Annotated in this window: 17 protein-coding genes; 6 read left to right on the top strand and 11 right to left on the bottom strand. The window is 38.7% G+C overall.

Features of this window, described 5'->3' with window-relative positions:
• Window positions 1-198: 198 nt before the first annotated feature.
• From LF817_RS14225 to LF817_RS14210, 4 genes are all read left to right on the top strand, one after another.
• Window positions 199-414 (top strand): hypothetical protein, encoded by a 216-nt coding sequence (locus LF817_RS14225; RefSeq protein WP_253936473.1) that lies wholly within the window; start codon window positions 199-201, stop codon window positions 412-414.
• A 956-nt stretch (window positions 415-1,370) separates the two neighbouring features.
• Entirely contained in the window at window positions 1,371-1,928 is a 558-nt protein-coding gene (locus LF817_RS14220) for a DJ-1/PfpI family protein (protein WP_253936472.1), read from the top strand.
• A 200-nt stretch (window positions 1,929-2,128) separates the two neighbouring features.
• Complete coding sequence (locus tag LF817_RS14215) at window positions 2,129-2,692, top strand: hypothetical protein (RefSeq protein ID WP_253936471.1); 564 nt, start codon at window positions 2,129-2,131, stop codon at window positions 2,690-2,692.
• A 63-nt stretch (window positions 2,693-2,755) separates the two neighbouring features.
• Complete coding sequence (locus tag LF817_RS14210; protein WP_253936470.1) at window positions 2,756-3,199, top strand: hypothetical protein; 444 nt, start codon at window positions 2,756-2,758, stop codon at window positions 3,197-3,199.
• Between the two features lie 146 nt (window positions 3,200-3,345).
• Here LF817_RS14210 and LF817_RS14205 read toward each other — a convergent pair whose 3' ends face one another.
• The 11 genes from LF817_RS14205 to LF817_RS14155 all read right to left on the bottom strand — a co-directional run bounded on the left by LF817_RS14205 (window position 3,346) and on the right by LF817_RS14155 (window position 12,640).
• Window positions 3,346-3,795 (bottom strand): NUDIX hydrolase, encoded by a 450-nt coding sequence (locus LF817_RS14205; RefSeq protein WP_253936469.1) that lies wholly within the window; start codon window positions 3,793-3,795, stop codon window positions 3,346-3,348.
• 64 nt (window positions 3,796-3,859) lie between these two features.
• Window positions 3,860-4,468, bottom strand: a complete 609-nt coding sequence (locus LF817_RS14200; RefSeq protein WP_253936468.1) for a rhomboid family intramembrane serine protease — start codon at window positions 4,466-4,468, stop codon at window positions 3,860-3,862.
• A 295-nt stretch (window positions 4,469-4,763) separates the two neighbouring features.
• The gene (locus LF817_RS14195) at window positions 4,764-5,507 is read right to left on the bottom strand and encodes a L,D-transpeptidase family protein (protein ID WP_253936467.1); all 744 of its coding nucleotides are present in this window, start codon (window positions 5,505-5,507) and stop codon (window positions 4,764-4,766) included.
• Window positions 5,508-5,762: 255 nt separating this feature from the next.
• Window positions 5,763-7,094 (bottom strand): short-chain fatty acid transporter, encoded by a 1,332-nt coding sequence (locus tag LF817_RS14190; RefSeq protein ID WP_253936466.1) that lies wholly within the window; start codon window positions 7,092-7,094, stop codon window positions 5,763-5,765.
• 548 nt (window positions 7,095-7,642) lie between these two features.
• Window positions 7,643-8,260 carry an NUDIX hydrolase gene (locus LF817_RS14185; RefSeq protein ID WP_253936465.1) on the bottom strand — a complete coding sequence of 206 codons (618 nt, stop codon included), beginning with the start codon at window positions 8,258-8,260 and terminating at the stop codon, window positions 7,643-7,645.
• Between the two features lie 428 nt (window positions 8,261-8,688).
• Complete coding sequence (locus LF817_RS14180) at window positions 8,689-8,898, bottom strand: hypothetical protein (RefSeq protein ID WP_253936464.1); 210 nt, start codon at window positions 8,896-8,898, stop codon at window positions 8,689-8,691.
• Window positions 8,899-9,416: 518 nt separating this feature from the next.
• A complete protein-coding gene (locus tag LF817_RS14175; RefSeq protein WP_253936463.1) occupies window positions 9,417-9,575 on the bottom strand; it encodes a hypothetical protein in 159 nt (52 codons plus the stop codon).
• Window positions 9,576-9,740: 165 nt separating this feature from the next.
• On the bottom strand, window positions 9,741-10,031 hold the full coding sequence (locus tag LF817_RS14170) for a hypothetical protein (protein WP_253936462.1): 291 nt from the start codon (window positions 10,029-10,031) through the stop codon (window positions 9,741-9,743).
• Between the two features lie 236 nt (window positions 10,032-10,267).
• Complete coding sequence (locus tag LF817_RS14165) at window positions 10,268-10,516, bottom strand: hypothetical protein (protein ID WP_253936461.1); 249 nt, start codon at window positions 10,514-10,516, stop codon at window positions 10,268-10,270.
• An 82-nt stretch (window positions 10,517-10,598) separates the two neighbouring features.
• On the bottom strand, window positions 10,599-10,829 hold the full coding sequence (locus tag LF817_RS14160) for a hypothetical protein (protein ID WP_253936460.1): 231 nt from the start codon (window positions 10,827-10,829) through the stop codon (window positions 10,599-10,601).
• A gap of 224 nt (window positions 10,830-11,053) precedes the next feature.
• Window positions 11,054-12,640, bottom strand: a complete 1,587-nt coding sequence (locus LF817_RS14155; RefSeq protein ID WP_253936459.1) for an L-lactate permease — start codon at window positions 12,638-12,640, stop codon at window positions 11,054-11,056.
• A 212-nt stretch (window positions 12,641-12,852) separates the two neighbouring features.
• Here LF817_RS14155 and LF817_RS20285 point away from each other — a divergent pair, with 212 nt between their 5' ends.
• Together LF817_RS20285 and mqo are read left to right on the top strand one after the other, a co-directional pair.
• Entirely contained in the window at window positions 12,853-12,981 is a 129-nt protein-coding gene (locus tag LF817_RS20285; protein WP_256558324.1) for a hypothetical protein, read from the top strand.
• 156 nt (window positions 12,982-13,137) lie between these two features.
• On the top strand, window positions 13,138-14,661 hold the full coding sequence (mqo, locus tag LF817_RS14150) for a malate dehydrogenase (quinone) (protein ID WP_305882247.1): 1,524 nt from the start codon (window positions 13,138-13,140) through the stop codon (window positions 14,659-14,661).
• Window positions 14,662-15,309 lie beyond the last annotated feature (648 nt).

Genomic DNA, 15,309 nt, shown 5'->3' with positions numbered 1-15,309 from the left:
AACTAAATCAACTTACTTAGGAACCTTTTTATCATTTTTGTTTTTATAGCTTTAATGCTGGATCCTTTTAGAGGCCGGATGTTTAATTTTCTTTCAAGAGCAAATGTAAAATTACTACGAAACAATTTTATGGTCAGTGGTTTTAAATATAAATTCCTTTAGAATTAACTGTTAATTATAAAAGTATGGAGGTTTTTTATGAAAATCAATATTTTAAAAGGAATTGCATTAATCAGCATAATTGTAATTATCGCAGGTTATTTTATGGGTTTTACGTCACAAGATTTGATAAGTGTATTAATAACAATAATATTGTTATCTCTAGGTGGCGCATCTTTATTGAGGGAAGAAAAAGTCTTTGGAGGAATATTAATTGGTCTAGGTTTGCTTCTAGCAATATACATAATTCTTTAAATAAACACCCTGTTTTATCGAGAAACCGCTGAAAAATTACTTGTAAACCAAAAAAAGGAGAATAACAACTTTATCCAAACCCATTCACATACTTATTAGTTGCATATATTCTATTCTTTGTATTAAGCATATTCAGCTTTTCACAGAATGCTCAACTAAATTTCAAATATCTCTGTGTGACTTTAAATGGTATAGGCTTATTAGTGGTAGGGTTCATTGTTTTTATAGGTAATGCTCTTTAAATTAAATTATTAGCAATTCAAAAAGAGTAAAGTCGTTCACCAAAGGTTTACTCACTGGAAACTTTTCCTTCAAAATTTATTCGAATATCTTAATACACTAACTGGGGCTTTAGCTTAATAAGGAAATATATATAATGAGGACTTCCATAAAATTGGAAGTCCTCTTTTTTAGGTAATATCAACACTTAACTTTAACAGAGCCAAATATAAAAGTAACCCTATATCAGCCAAGTTCGAATTCTTCTCCCAATAAATATCCGGGATAGGGGAACCCTTATGATATAGGGCGTGAATTCTCTCTCTTCGTACGATAAAAATCAACGAAACTATCAGAAAGTATCCATAACCAATGTATTTTACCTTTCTAGAAAACACCTCTATACGATTCAGCATTGCAATTAAAACAAGAAATAGTGGTATTAATACAATATAGCCACTCACTTATCATTCCACCTTTTCTCCTCCACTTTGAATCTCTAATAGGATAGATGCGAACATACTCATTACTGCTGTCTAAATAATCTCAATTTAATTTTTTAATTTCGCTTCCTGCTTGTTACTCGGTGCTAAATCAATTGAACAAAAAAAGTGTGTTAAAATTCAGAATATAACTGATAATCGGAGGCGATGCCTTATGTTACATAAACTTTCTTTTAAGAATAAAAGTATAAACATACAAAACAATTACAAACAGTTGATGAAGGGATTGGGTTAATGAAAGCTCTATTCTTTTTATATGATGGCTACATGGATTGGGAGATCAGCCCATTAGCTTACATTTTTAGTGAAACGAGTGTGGAAATTGAGACCACAGCCCTTAATGAAGAAATAATTCACAGCGGAAAGTTCAAAGTTAAAGTGGACAAAACTTTGGACCAATGCCTCGTTCATGATTACGATATTCTGGTTATACCCGGGGGAGACCCTGAACCGTTACTTGAGGAAAATGGATTAATAAGACTTGTCCAGGAATTTGATGATAAGAATAAGTGGATTGCCGCTATATGTTGGGCACCTACGCTTCTAGGCAGGAGTTCAGTCTTGCGAAATAGAATCTATTCAACTTCTATTGATATTTCTGAATTTCCCACCTGTTTCAATCCACAATATAAAAGCGAAGCAGATACAACAATATGTGAAAATCTCATTACTGCTGAGGGAAATGCCTATGTTGAATTTGCTGTGGCGGTAGGTAAGCATTTAAATCTCTTTAAAGATCGAGAAGACGAGTTAGAAACGGTATTATTCTTCAAAAATCAGCTTAGAGAGTAAATAATTCATAGACCAAGCAATGGTTTCCTATCAGGTTTCCCCTGGGACAGTTTTGCTACCCTACCAATCGAACAACCAATCTCTTAATATATTATCGATAATTGCTGGTTTTATTAAGATATTTGGAAAACAATTATAATTTTTTAAAAAATTTCAAGAAATTACTCAGAGAGTATATCTGAATTAGGGGGTCGTTAAAAATGGGAAAAATAACTCAAATAGCCGGGTTGCTTACTGTTGCTTTTTTGATTGCTGGATGTCAAAGCTCAGGGGACGACGCAAATAAGCAGACCTCTGAGTCTGCTGAAAATGAAAGTGCAGAATCGCCTGAAAATGATGGCAGCACTGAAGACAACGGTGAAAACGATGACAGCTTAGACGCTGAAAATGGGGACGATGAAAACATGGATGCTTCAGATGAAGCTGAAAATTCTAATGACGAGGAGAGCGACACAGACGTATATGCCGGGGCTCAAAAGAATCCTAATTATTTTATTGATACTCAAATAGTCGATCAAGTGAGTGCGTTTTATACAGCCTACGCTATACACCGTGATGAGGAAGAAGAAGAAGAACAAGCACTTTCACCTGAAGAACGCTTAGAAACGTCACTTTTAAATAATGATCCGTCTGAGCAGGAAATACTGAGTTCGTATGCTGATCTATCATTTGAGCGGCCTGATCTAATCATCCGCTTCAATGAAGATGGGAATGAATTATCCGCAACCTCAGCTCAAAGCAATTTATTCTTTGACGTGTTATAAGGGATCAGTGATCTTTATGGAGTAGAAGAAATCACATTCTTAAATCCCGACGGTGAAAAGGGGATGACAGTAGCTGAGAGAGCAGTCGATGAAACTACTTCCGTTAAAGATGAAAGAGATTTTACACGCGGCTACTATACGATGTATGACGAAGAATTAGAGGAAACGTTGTTTCTGCCTGGTGGCGAGCTGGAGGAGCCCGTGGTAAATGAAAACGATGAGCCGCTCTCTTTCCCGGAGACGATTGAAGCGATGGGATCAATAGAGAATAGGGATGCGTTTTACTCCTCAGCCATTGTGGAAGGGATACAAATTGTTGACTCATCCATTACAAACGGTGTAGCTACGGTACAATACACAATGGATGAAGATATCGTAACGGAAGCAGATCAGGTTGTACTTGAAAATGCGATTCAATTGGCGGCGCTTGACTTTCACGCGTGGGAAGTTGTAATAATGAATGATACTTTGATGGAAAGCAGTACGTATCCGTTGATAGGTCAGTAATATGAAGCTAAAAGATGACGGTGTCTTAACCCCGCTATGCTAATGCTTTAGTACAGTTGGGGTCAGACCCTATCAAATAAAGGAAGAATTGATCAAGATAATACACTATTTAAAAACTTTGCTACCCTCTTGGTGAATAAGAACTATTAGATCAAGTGTTTTATGTACGAATTGATATAGACATAGTATTCATCTGTTAAACCCTCAGGCAAATCATTAAGATTAAAGTACTGTATATCTAAAGATTCATTTTCATCAACCTCTAAATTTCCTTTTACCTCGTTTGTTACATAAACAGCAGTTACTGAATAAAGTTCATCACCATTCGATACTTTAAAATAAAATTCCGGACCTGAAAATACATCTATTAACTTCAACCCTCCTATAACTAGTCCGGTTTCTTCTTTCACTTCTCTTCGTGCAGTATCTTCCATACTTTCCCCAAGTTCCATAAGACCTCCAGGCAACCCCCAGCCGCCGTCCGTTCTATGTTGTAATAACAATTCCTCATTTTCATTTAATATTAAAACAACGGAACCAGTTAATATTAGAGGTCTATGACCAACCAATTCTCTTAAATCCCTAACATAATCCATAGATGTACCTCCTGATATGGCGTCTACTTATTCAATAATGCTCTGTTAGATCAATGTAGATAGACTAAAATATTTTGGTGTTTTCCAAGTTTAATGTAAATATCCAGCCAAAAATAACTCCAACAACAAAGCCACCTAAATGTCCTAAAACACTAATATGTTCAATAAAAAAAGTTAAAATCCAAACTATGCTGATAAGCACAATGATTGCGAGTCTTGATTCTTTATCTATGAGACCTTGCCTCCAGATTAAAATCGAAAAATAAAAACCTAAAATGCCATAACCAAACCCAGAGGAGCCAACAGTCACATCACCATTAAACATAACGGTAAAAAGAGAACTTCCTAAGACCGTAAATAAAAATAATAACAAAAACCATTGTTTTCTCAGCACTTTCTCGATAGGCGGGGCTGTTATGATTATGTATCCAATATTTAATAGGAAATGCATAAAACCGTTATGTATAAAAGCAGAACTGATTAAACGGTAGTACTCCTTTTCCACTATATAATCTAAGGAAATTCCACCTAATTCATATAATATATTAGGGTTAGTTAATCCTCCAATGAATGATGTAAAAATAAAAATCGTTGTATTTAACAGCACTATAATAGTTGTCATTGGATATTGTAAGACAAATTCCTTAAAGCTTTCTTTCCTTACTAAAATCACTGTGAACTCTCCTTACCTCTATAGCACGATTGCCCGGAAGACTCGCTTTCAAGAATACATAAACCTATTTCTTTTTAAATTGGAAAATTCATTTTAACTCTCTCACTCCATTAATTTAAAGAGCTTAATATCTCTTAGTATAAATACGATGTTAATTTAATATAGTTTCAACCATTTCTAATAAATAGAATTCAAATCTTCAACTATCCTGGCCGGTTGCTAAATGAAAAAGACGACTATTCTTATAGAATAATCGCCCAATACAGCGCACCCGGGGGACTGACCCCGAACCCTGCTAATTACTAAATAAAGCGTTTCTTGTTTTAGGACCGACAATACCGTCAGCCACTAACCCTTTCGATGTTTGAAACTTCTTTACAGCTTTTAAAGTTTTCGGACCAAAAGATCCATCAGCAGTTATGCTGAGTTTTTTCTGTAGTACTTTGACTGAATCTCCTTTACTGCCGTACCTTAACGTTTCGTTAAAGGTTTCATATCCTGCCACTACATTTTTGGATCCAACTTCATATTTTTGTGCTAACGCTGTAAAAGATGATGAAGAACTTGTTATATAGACTGGAATATTTTTATTAGCTCGTTCATACAGCCAGATGACATCTTTATTATTCATACGAATACAGCCGCTTGATGCGTAAGTCCCAATGGAAGACGGATTATTTGTGCCGTGTACTCCGTAAACATTCCCTGAGGTATGTCCCCAGTCACCCGGTACTTTTATCCCGAGCCATCTTGCGCCTAAAGGATTCCGTGGGTCACCGCCTGGGATATTTTCTTTATACCATGGCCTGTTTTTAACCTTATTAACAAGAGTAAATTTCCCTTCCGGCGTCAAATTGCTCTTTCTCCCCGTGGCTACAGGAAACACCTTCTGAAGTTTACCATTTTCATAAAACGCCAATTGATTATTACTTTTATTAATAATAATTGCTTCTTTGTCTGCTGCTTCTGCCGGTTTTACCATGAAACAAAAACCCAATAACAAAATCCCCATGGCCACTAAAATTTTTCTTATCTGCATGTCCTACCCCTCCATTAATCCCTTAGTTCACTTGCCAACATTATACTTCGGGTAATGGGGGTTAAATTGTCGAAAGCGGCTGTCGAAATAAAGAAATTTTCTAGTAGAATGTTACTATCATGAAGGAGTGGGTTCCTTGATGTAAAAATGAGTATTTATAAGGGTAAAGAGATAAAAAACATTCCAAGGTGTGGGTCAGGCACCATTGCGCGATAGATGGAAAACAAAAAAGTCGAAAAGAGAGAGTTCTCGAATTTAGTTAAAAAATAGAAGAGCGATCGATATCGGAATGAAACTCCAGAACAGGATGATGACACAGAAGCCCATGATGTCTCTGACCTTCAAACCCGCAATCGCCAGAAGCGGCAAGGCCCAGAATGGTTGGATCATGTTCGTCCACGCATCGCCCCAGGCTACAGCCATCGAGGTCTTGGCTGTGCTTACTCCAAGATCCATTGCGGCAGGGATCATAATCGGAGCCTGTACCGCCCACTGTCCGCCTCCGGACGGGACGAAAAAGTTGACGATGCCGGCGCTAATAAAGGCGAGCACTGGGAACGTGAATTCTGTGGAAATGCTGATAAACCAGTTCGACATTTGTTCTGATAAACCCGAAGCGACCATCATCCCCATAATTCCAGCATAGAAAGGGAACTGGATGATGATTCCGCCGGCATTTTTCACTCCATCGTTTACACTGTTCAAAAATCTCCTAGGTGTCTGGTGGAAAAGGATTCCGAGGAATAAGAATATAAAGTTCACAATATTAATGTTGAGGTCAAATCCGTTTCTCGCAAAGTGATAGACGATGAAGACTAAACCAAGTACACCGATTAACATGGAAATGATTTTACTGTTTTCCAAACGTTCTGCTGGTGTTAAATAAGCCGTTGCTGGCGTTTTTTGCTGCTCGGCCTTATCTTCTTTTAATAAATCGAGATTATTTTTACTCAAGTCACCGCTGGATTTCAGCAACCACAAGTTAAGCAGAGGAAGAGATAGAAGTAGAGTCACGATGATAAAAATATTCATACCACTGAACAATGTTTCCGTAATAGGGATGGTACCGATCGTGTCGGCTAGAAAATGGTCTTCTGTCGCAATAGTCAAAGGTATAGACCCTGAAAACCCTCCGTGCCAAAGAATGAATCCACTATAAGCACTGGCCATCAATAAACGATAATCCACATTCGGCACTCGTCTCGCTACATGGACAGCCAGAAGTGCCCCGGCTACAAGTCCGAAGCCATAGTTGATTAAACATGCGATCCCCGCTACGAAAGTAACTAATAAAATAGCCTGGCCAGGCGTTTTCGCCAGCGTACTTATTTTAGATAATGCGTTTTTTACTAAAGGAGTATTGGCAAGTATGTATCCCGTGACAACGATCAATGACATCTGCATGGCAAATTCAAGGAGGTCCCAAAAGCCATCACCCCAAAATTGCACCATCTGCCCTGGTGAGCTGCCTGTGAAGAAAATCCCTAATCCAAAAACGACGAGTGTGAGAATGATGGCGAACAAAAACGCATCCGGTAAGAAGCGCTGTACCATCCGGTCGAAAAAAAGTGTGATTCCACGAAGCATCCTAAACAACCTCCTAATAATGTAATCGCTTTCAACAGTCATATTAAGTGTCTATGAGTAATAAGGAAATATCAAGACCAAAGTGTAATTTTTCCCTTAACCTTTTCCTCTGCTTGGAAATTCCCATGTAGGATTTCGCTTTCCGGATCAAGTCTCTTGGAAAGGCAATTTTATTAAGCTATACAAAATAATCATTAGTACCCTTTTTTCAGAGCGTTCTTCTCAGACTTTCTTCATCATATAAATGCCCTGACCTAATCATCAATCATGGTAAGCATAGATGCGGGATTCAACTATCCTGCTAATTGCAAAAAAGCGATTGCTCATATTGAACAATCGCCCTTGATGATTTCGAGGTAATAGAATAGTAATCAACTTAATTTAAATTCAGTCAACTTAATAAACTCTTCTACAACTTGCACTCATAATCCCATTCCTTTTTCCCAGAAATCCTCTGAAGTAATATCTTCACCAAGTGTTTCATAACTAAATCTTCCACAGTCATACTTCCAGAATCACGAGGTAAGTTTAAGTAATAACAGATAAAACTAATCGAATATTGATGCTTTATTTGGATTCCTTAAATAATCAAAAAGCATAGTTATCTGTTCTTCTGTATTTCTACCAGTAGATAGTTTAGGAAGATGATTTTCTGAAAAAAACCTTACATCTTTTGTTTCCACACCACTCTCCGCCTCTCCTCCTGTTAATTCGCATTGAATAAATATTTTGTAATAATGATATGGTTGTGGTGGATGAGGGTGCTTATTAATATCTAACAACGCAACTAATTTTTGTGCGGTTACATCATAGCCTGATTCCTCTTTTACCTCTTTCTTTATATTTTCAGAAGGCGATAATCCAATGTCACAAAAGCCACCCGGTAATGACCACTTATCATCAATTTTTTCTCGTACCATCAAGATTTTATCGTCTTTAAAAACAGCTCCACGAATATCTACTTTAGGAGTTTGATATCCTGTTTCATTTGTAAACAACTCTGTTATTTTTTCCATTTCTAAATCTGTATATTGCTCCATTATTTCAGCACTAATTTTTCTCAGTTCTTCATATCTTTCAATATCATATACATCTTTCGAAAATGATAGCCCTGATTGTGATAGTGCTTGTATTTTTTTTGCCCACTCTAGCCACTTATAACTCATTCTTGACCCCTTCTTCTAAACACTTTTTTAAATCAGTAACGATTTCGAATATACAATTTGATTTTACTGAAAATTCATTTGGTTGATAAGACGGAAAACAAAAAAATCAAGTTCCACTATATGATGGTACGAAAAGAAGCTCACTACCAATCGATCCTCCTTGGTACTACGCCATTCTTTAGTAATCTAACGTACCAAGAGACAAATTTAACTTTAAGATTCCTCACTGTTTGTTTTTAGTGTATATTTCATCATATTCTTCAGTTTTTGATTGATAATATGAGATACTTAACCAGCCAATCATTGAAACCACACCAACTAATATAGATACCCAAAACCCCATAAATATCCCCTTTCATGAATAACTTTAAAGATCTGCTAAATATATTATTGATTTTTAGTTAAAATGAAATTATTAAATAGTAGTTTTATATCCAACTGCCCAGAATTTGAAATATTCCTATGGCAACAGCTATAGCAGGACCTAGAATGAGAATTCCTATTAACAAAGACTTTATTATGTCCCCTATAATAAATGGTGGTTTACCGTCACTATCAATTTTTTCATTCATATCCTCTAACGATTTATTTATATTTTTCAGTTCATTTAAAATTTGATCTTCTGTTTCTTTTTCCATTTTAGACCCTCCAATTCTGATTTAGTTCTGTATGTTCCATAAACTGCTTGTGTTAACACCTACATTATAAAAATTAAAATTTTTCTTCGTTCTTATAGAAAACTTCATATTACACATACGATATCAATCCAATTTAGTTTCAAAATGCCTATTATATTGAATTCAAGTCTTCAACTATCCCACCCATTTATTTAAGACTTAGTTTCGAGATATCCATCCATTTAATACCGATGCCTGGCCACACTAACGCTTTAGAACGTTCCAGGCACCACCACCCCAACATTACCGTCAATTATTTCAAGCTAAATCTATAATAAAAAAGCTTATCTTTGCTGCAGATAAGCCTCTTTATTATAAATCTTTGATTTTGAGAGTTAAAAAACCTCTTATTTTTACACAGTTTTAAGCTGGATCATGTAAGTCAGTCACTCGCTTTTGATCGACTGCCGTATGATTTTCAAACACATGACGTCCAAGGACGACTTCAAGCCCCATTTTTTTAATACACGTATACCCGTTTACTCGTGACGATGTTCACCATTTTTTTCTAAATCATTAATTCTTTTTTCAAGTTCTTTTATACTATTGCTGCTAGTCAACACTGTCGTAAAAGCAATAATACTGAAAGTGAATCCCGTTATTCCAAAAATGAACCCCATCATTTCAAAAACCTCCACATAATCCCCCCTATTTTAAACTTTAAGACAATATCTCTTAGCTGCATATTTGCTATCGCTTATGCTGACGGATTAGAATAATTTTCAAGATACCTTAAGTAAATCGTATACGAACGCACCCGATTGTAAAAGATTTGAAATCAAGGATATCTCCACGCATCCATTTTATCTATTCAAATATTCTTTATGATACTTTTTTTCATTCGCTCCCCACATTAAATAACCATAGAGAATCCCCCCAAGCAAACAGGAAATCAATCCTACTAAAAATGAGGACATCCAATCCCCAGTAAAATATTTTGAAATATCAAATCCGTGGGCAATAATCCCTTCAAAAATAAAAAATATAAATCCTGCTGGTATCCCCCACCCTAAAACGCCGTAGGAAATAATATAGTGTTTCTTTCCTTTTTCTCTTATTTTCCGCCATCTTGCAAATGTATTTTTCCTACTCATCAAACTCCTCCTTTGCATATTGATGTCACGATGAAGGTCTAATGCCTTAGGCAAATTAACTTTATTGCCAATTAAAAAACAAAATTACAAGTAGTCATTATTTTATGTAATAAAGGCGCTCACCCAATTTAATAAGCAGAATAACCGTATCAATAGTAAATAAACGTTTACGTAAAAATCGAATTCCAGATATCTCTACCGTCTTATCTTTATTCTTCTTCCATCCTGAATCCCCCTCAGCCGGTGATTAATTCCAACACTGCGATTCCAAACATGGTAGAAACAACACTGATGTAAACAAATGAGTATATCCTTCTTTTTCCCTTTGCAGGCACCTGTAAGACCTCTTGGATTACGATAGATGGAGCTAAAAACAACCATGGATACAACCACCAATAGGTAATATCAGTTAATAAGCCCCCTAAAAACAATAGAGCTGCGATTACTAACAAACTATTACTAATGTATTTTGCTGCCTTTTGCATAGGCACACCTCCCTGGATGAAATCACCATTCTATAAAACAGCAGAACATACAGCCTTTATGGAAAGGCTCATTTATTTCAATTTAACTCTTTTTTGTTTTTAATAATTGTGAAATGACATAGGCGATGCTAGCGATTAATAATATGACCAACAAATGAAAGCTTCTATTTCCAAAACTAACTTCTTGAGGTGCAAAACCTCCTACAGAAGAAAAATCCGGAGTATAATTCATAGTTAAAAGTATACCTGATGCCATTTGATAAACTAAGTAAAGTAAAATAAAACTCACTATAAAAATTAAATATTTCTTCATAACTTCCCTCCCCCTTATCTATAATTACGGTTAAAATCCAGCATAGTTTCAACTAGAATTAAATTCTTTCATAATTAATGGTGGAAAGCTTACCCATGCCGGGCACACATAAAGACTGTCGAGACTTTCTCGACAGCCTGAAAAGGAAGCTTTCTTTTATGAACTCACCTGGACCAGTTTCTTGAAAAACTACCAGCTAATTAAATTTGTAATGAGACTTCTTCTTACAAGATCCCCATCAAAATAAATCCGCCAATGCCGACAAGTACCCCGTAAACTAAAGCCGGTCCCAGGGCTTTTCGGATCACGTTACCTTCTTCCCCTTCCATTCCTACGACAGCGCTTGCAGCGACCACATTATGCACACAGATCATGTTCCCCGCTCCAGCACCTACGAGCTGTGCTGCGAGCACTACCTTGATGTTTGCATCTGTAGCCTCCGCTATATTGTACTGGATGGGTGAGAAGGTAAGTGTGGAGACCGTGGCACTTCCAGTGATAAAGGACCCCAGCTCTCCGAGAAACGGCGCGGCGAAAATCCACATCGGTCCAAACGCTGCTGCCATTCCCTGGGCAATGTATTCCGGCATGCTCATCATATCCTTTATATTCATCCCGGAATTACTGAATACATGCACCATGGCAAGCGTAGCCCCCAATGTAATAGCCGTTGTTTTGATCGTGGATAACGATTGCTTGGACGCCCGCCCAAAGTGACCAAACGATTTTCGCTGGACGAGCACGGCAAAAATTGCGGCGACGGTGAGCACAGTACCGGGAGAGTATAACAATTGCCATTCCGACGTAACCCCTTCCACGCCTAAGATGTTCGACCACGTTAAATCAATAGCCGTCTGCGTAAATTCCTGAAACGAGGGAACGATGCGTGTGAGCAGCAATAAGATAACGACAATGATGTAAGGAAACCACGCCCTGATCAATCCCATCTCAGATTTTTCTTCGTTCACCTCGAAACTTTCCTGCATAGCATCTTTCCATACAGATTTTGGCAGAAGCCACCCCTTTTTGGCCGTTATGGCTGCGACCACCAGACCGGTCAAGGATCCTAAAATCGCTACAAATTCCGGTCCGAACAGATAAGCATACACCAAAGCGGAACCGTTATACGTGAGCCCGATAAGCAGCGTCCAGGGCAGCATCACCATGGCATCTTTTATTCCTTTCCCTTTCCCGAAAAATAAAGTCAGCACAAGCATCAGGATAAATGGGATAAATGTGCCACTGAATAAATCAATGAAAGTTACCATAACGCCGACATCCTGATAAAAAGCTTCACCCGCTTCCGGCAAGACGCTTAACCCTACCAGTACCGGTGTGCCCACGGCCCCGAATGCGACCGCCGTGCTATCAGCAATAAGGGCTGTCGCCACCGCTGCCAGCGGCTGAAACCCCAGGGCAAGCATTAATGGAGCCGTCACCATCGCCGGAGTTCCAAACCCTGCCGCTCCTTCAATTAAAGACCCAAATAAAAACGCGACAAAAATAAGCTGAACCCTCATGTCCTGTGAAATACTCTGAAATCCCTGATTGATACGGGTTACTGCTCCGGTGTTACGAAGGGTATTCAATAACACGAGCGCTCCAAATAAAATCAATAAAATCGTCAGTGTTTTATGTACCCCCTGCAGAATTGAAGAAGCAACTTCCAGGCTCTCCATCCCCCAAACGGTCATCGCTAAAACGATCACAATTACAGCACTGATGGACATCCCTTTTATCGCTGGCATTCGTAATAAGACCAGCAAAAGAAATGGTACAATCACTGCACTTAATGCCACCACCATCAACATTTGATCTCCTCCTCTTTGATTTCATCGTTTTTCTTATCCCTAGAAAACTTTTGTTTATCAGTAGGAAATACGGTCATCAGATGACCATATTTATCATAGTAACCGCTTACATAAATATTTTCAACAGGTTTTACCCTTGATCACACAATTTTTACAAAATTTAGACATTACCCACTCTCTGACCCATACAAGTAAAAATGTGGGAAATTTTATTGAAAGCGATTTCTGCTCGTGCTAGAATGATAGAAACAAAGTCATCTGATGACCTTATCTATGTTGGTGACGCAGGAAGCCATGCTGTCTTCCTGCACGATCAAATGCCTCAAGAAATACGCTGCTGACAGCACTATACATAGAGATAAACTGATCCTCTGCCGGATGTGTATAAAAGCTAAAAAGGCCTCACCCTCGCGTGACGAACAGCAACGGGAAGATGAAAGCGTATGACCATCGGGACTAGCAAAATGGAGGAAGTTAACTCCCGAAACACCTAGTGCCTGTGCAACTATAAAAGGAGGAATAATATGAATGATAACCACACAACGACTGACGTGATTCTTATAGGAGGCGGTGTCGTGAGCGCGACGCTGGCAACGCTTCTGCACAAATTACAGCCGGAATGGCGTATCACTTTGTTTGAGAGGCTCGATACCGCCGGACAAGAAAGTTCCAATGAATGGAATAATGCCGGAACCGGACACGCGGCTCTCTGCGAGTTGAACTATACCCCTGAACAGCCGGACGGTTCATTGGACATCAGCAAGGCGGTGAAAATAAATGAACAATTCCATGTTTCCAGACAGTTCTGGGCCCACCTGGTCGAGCAAGGCGATCTTCAGCGTCCTGAAGAGTTTATCCGCCCCTTGCCGCATATAAGCTTTGTCTACGGAGAAGATCATGTGGAATTTTTGACAAAGCGGGTGAAAGCCCTGGCCGATCACCCTCAGTTTCAAGGGATGGAGTTCTCCAAAGACCCCGAACGCATCAAGGAATGGATTCCTTTAATGATGGAGGGCCGTTCCTCTGAAGAGCCAATAGCGGCAACAAAAGTCGACCATGGCACAGATGTTAATTTTGGAGAATTAACCCGTCAAATGCTGAAGCACTTAGAAAAGCAAAACAATGTTGAGATCCATTATAATCATTCGGTTGATGATATGAAACAAAGGGAAGACGGCGCATGGGAAGTCAAGGTACGAAACCTTAAAAAAGGAACCATTGAAGAGCATACCTCGTCTTTCGCCTTTATCGGTGCCGGGGGCGGCGCCCTGCCATTGTTGCAAAAAACAGGAATTCCTGAAAGCAAGCACATCGGAGGGTTTCCGATCAGCGGTGAATTTCTCGTCTGTCACAACCCGGATGTCGTGAAGCAGCACCATTCCAAAGTATATGGAAAAGAACCGGCAGGCACCCCGCCGATGACTGTTCCCCATTTGGACCGTCGCCATATTGAAGGAAAGGACACGTTGTTATACGGCCCGTTCGCCGGATTCACACCCAAATTTTTGAAAACCGGCTCGATGATGGACCTGTTCGGTTCGGTCAAGCCGACGAATATCCTGACGATGCTTGCAGCCGGCGCAAAAAATACCTCACTGATTAAATATTTGGCTCTGCAGCTGAGGATGTCCAAAAACGACCGGATGGAAGAGTTACGGAATTTTGTTCCGAATGCATCCAATGAAGACTGGGACCTTCTCGTAGCCGGACAGCGGGTACAATTGATTGAGGATACAGATGAAGGCGGCCGGGGCGCTCTCCAGTTCGGTACCAAACTGATTCACGCAGAAGACCGTACGATGGCTGCCCTACTCGGCGAATCACCAGGAGCGTCGGTTTCCGTTTCGATTATGCTCGAGGTCTTACACAAGTGCTTCCCAGAGTATCATGATTCGTGGGAACCGAAGCTTAAAGAAATCATTCCTTCCTACGGCGAGCCCCTGGAGGATCATCCTGAACTGCTGGACCGGGTTCATGATTCCACCTCACGCACCCTTAATTTGATGGAGCCTGTAAGATAAACAAAGCAAATCCGCATGGAGACAGAATAAACAACGAAGCATTGATGCGCCATTTGGCGCACGATGCTTCGTTTATTTTTGGCTCCTATACGAGCAATAATCCTGCATGGATTCCCTCCCCCATGCGTTAGTTTCTTTGTCCGTAAACCCTATCGCACTTATACTGGAACCACGAATACGCTGGCAAATCGACCTTATCACTTGAAATCTAAATACCAGGATCATTTGCAAAAACACTCTGTTTGTAAGTTATTTGTCATTTAATTTCAACTTAACATATTCACAGCACCATCGACTTTCTGAAACATTGATATTTATACTACTTCGTTCCGTCATTGCCCCTTTTATTAAATTAGAATCACACTACTTGTATTTTTGGGTCTGTCAAATTCTTCTTCTAGCTCAATAAGAAAAGCCTTAGTTAAAATCAATAATACTGTCTGCGATGTTCTACTTTTACTATATAACTGTTGAATCTTGTTCCCAATGAGTAATTTATCTCGAAACTGAGTCTTATAGATAAGGGCAGGATAGTGGAAGACTCAGTTTCGAGATATTCAATCTTTTTTACATAATGTTCTGTGGTAAAATGTGGTATATGTTAAGTTTTTTAAGATTTAAGGAGGATTATATGATTAATGAAATTAC

Origin of the sequence: Halobacillus sp. A1 (genome assembly GCF_024189295.1) — a bacterium.
Taxonomy (GTDB): Bacteria; Bacillota; Bacilli; order Bacillales; family Halobacillaceae; genus Halobacillus_A.
The sequence above is the reverse complement of the archived record's forward strand: the minus strand, read 5'-3'. Positions and strand labels throughout refer to the sequence as shown.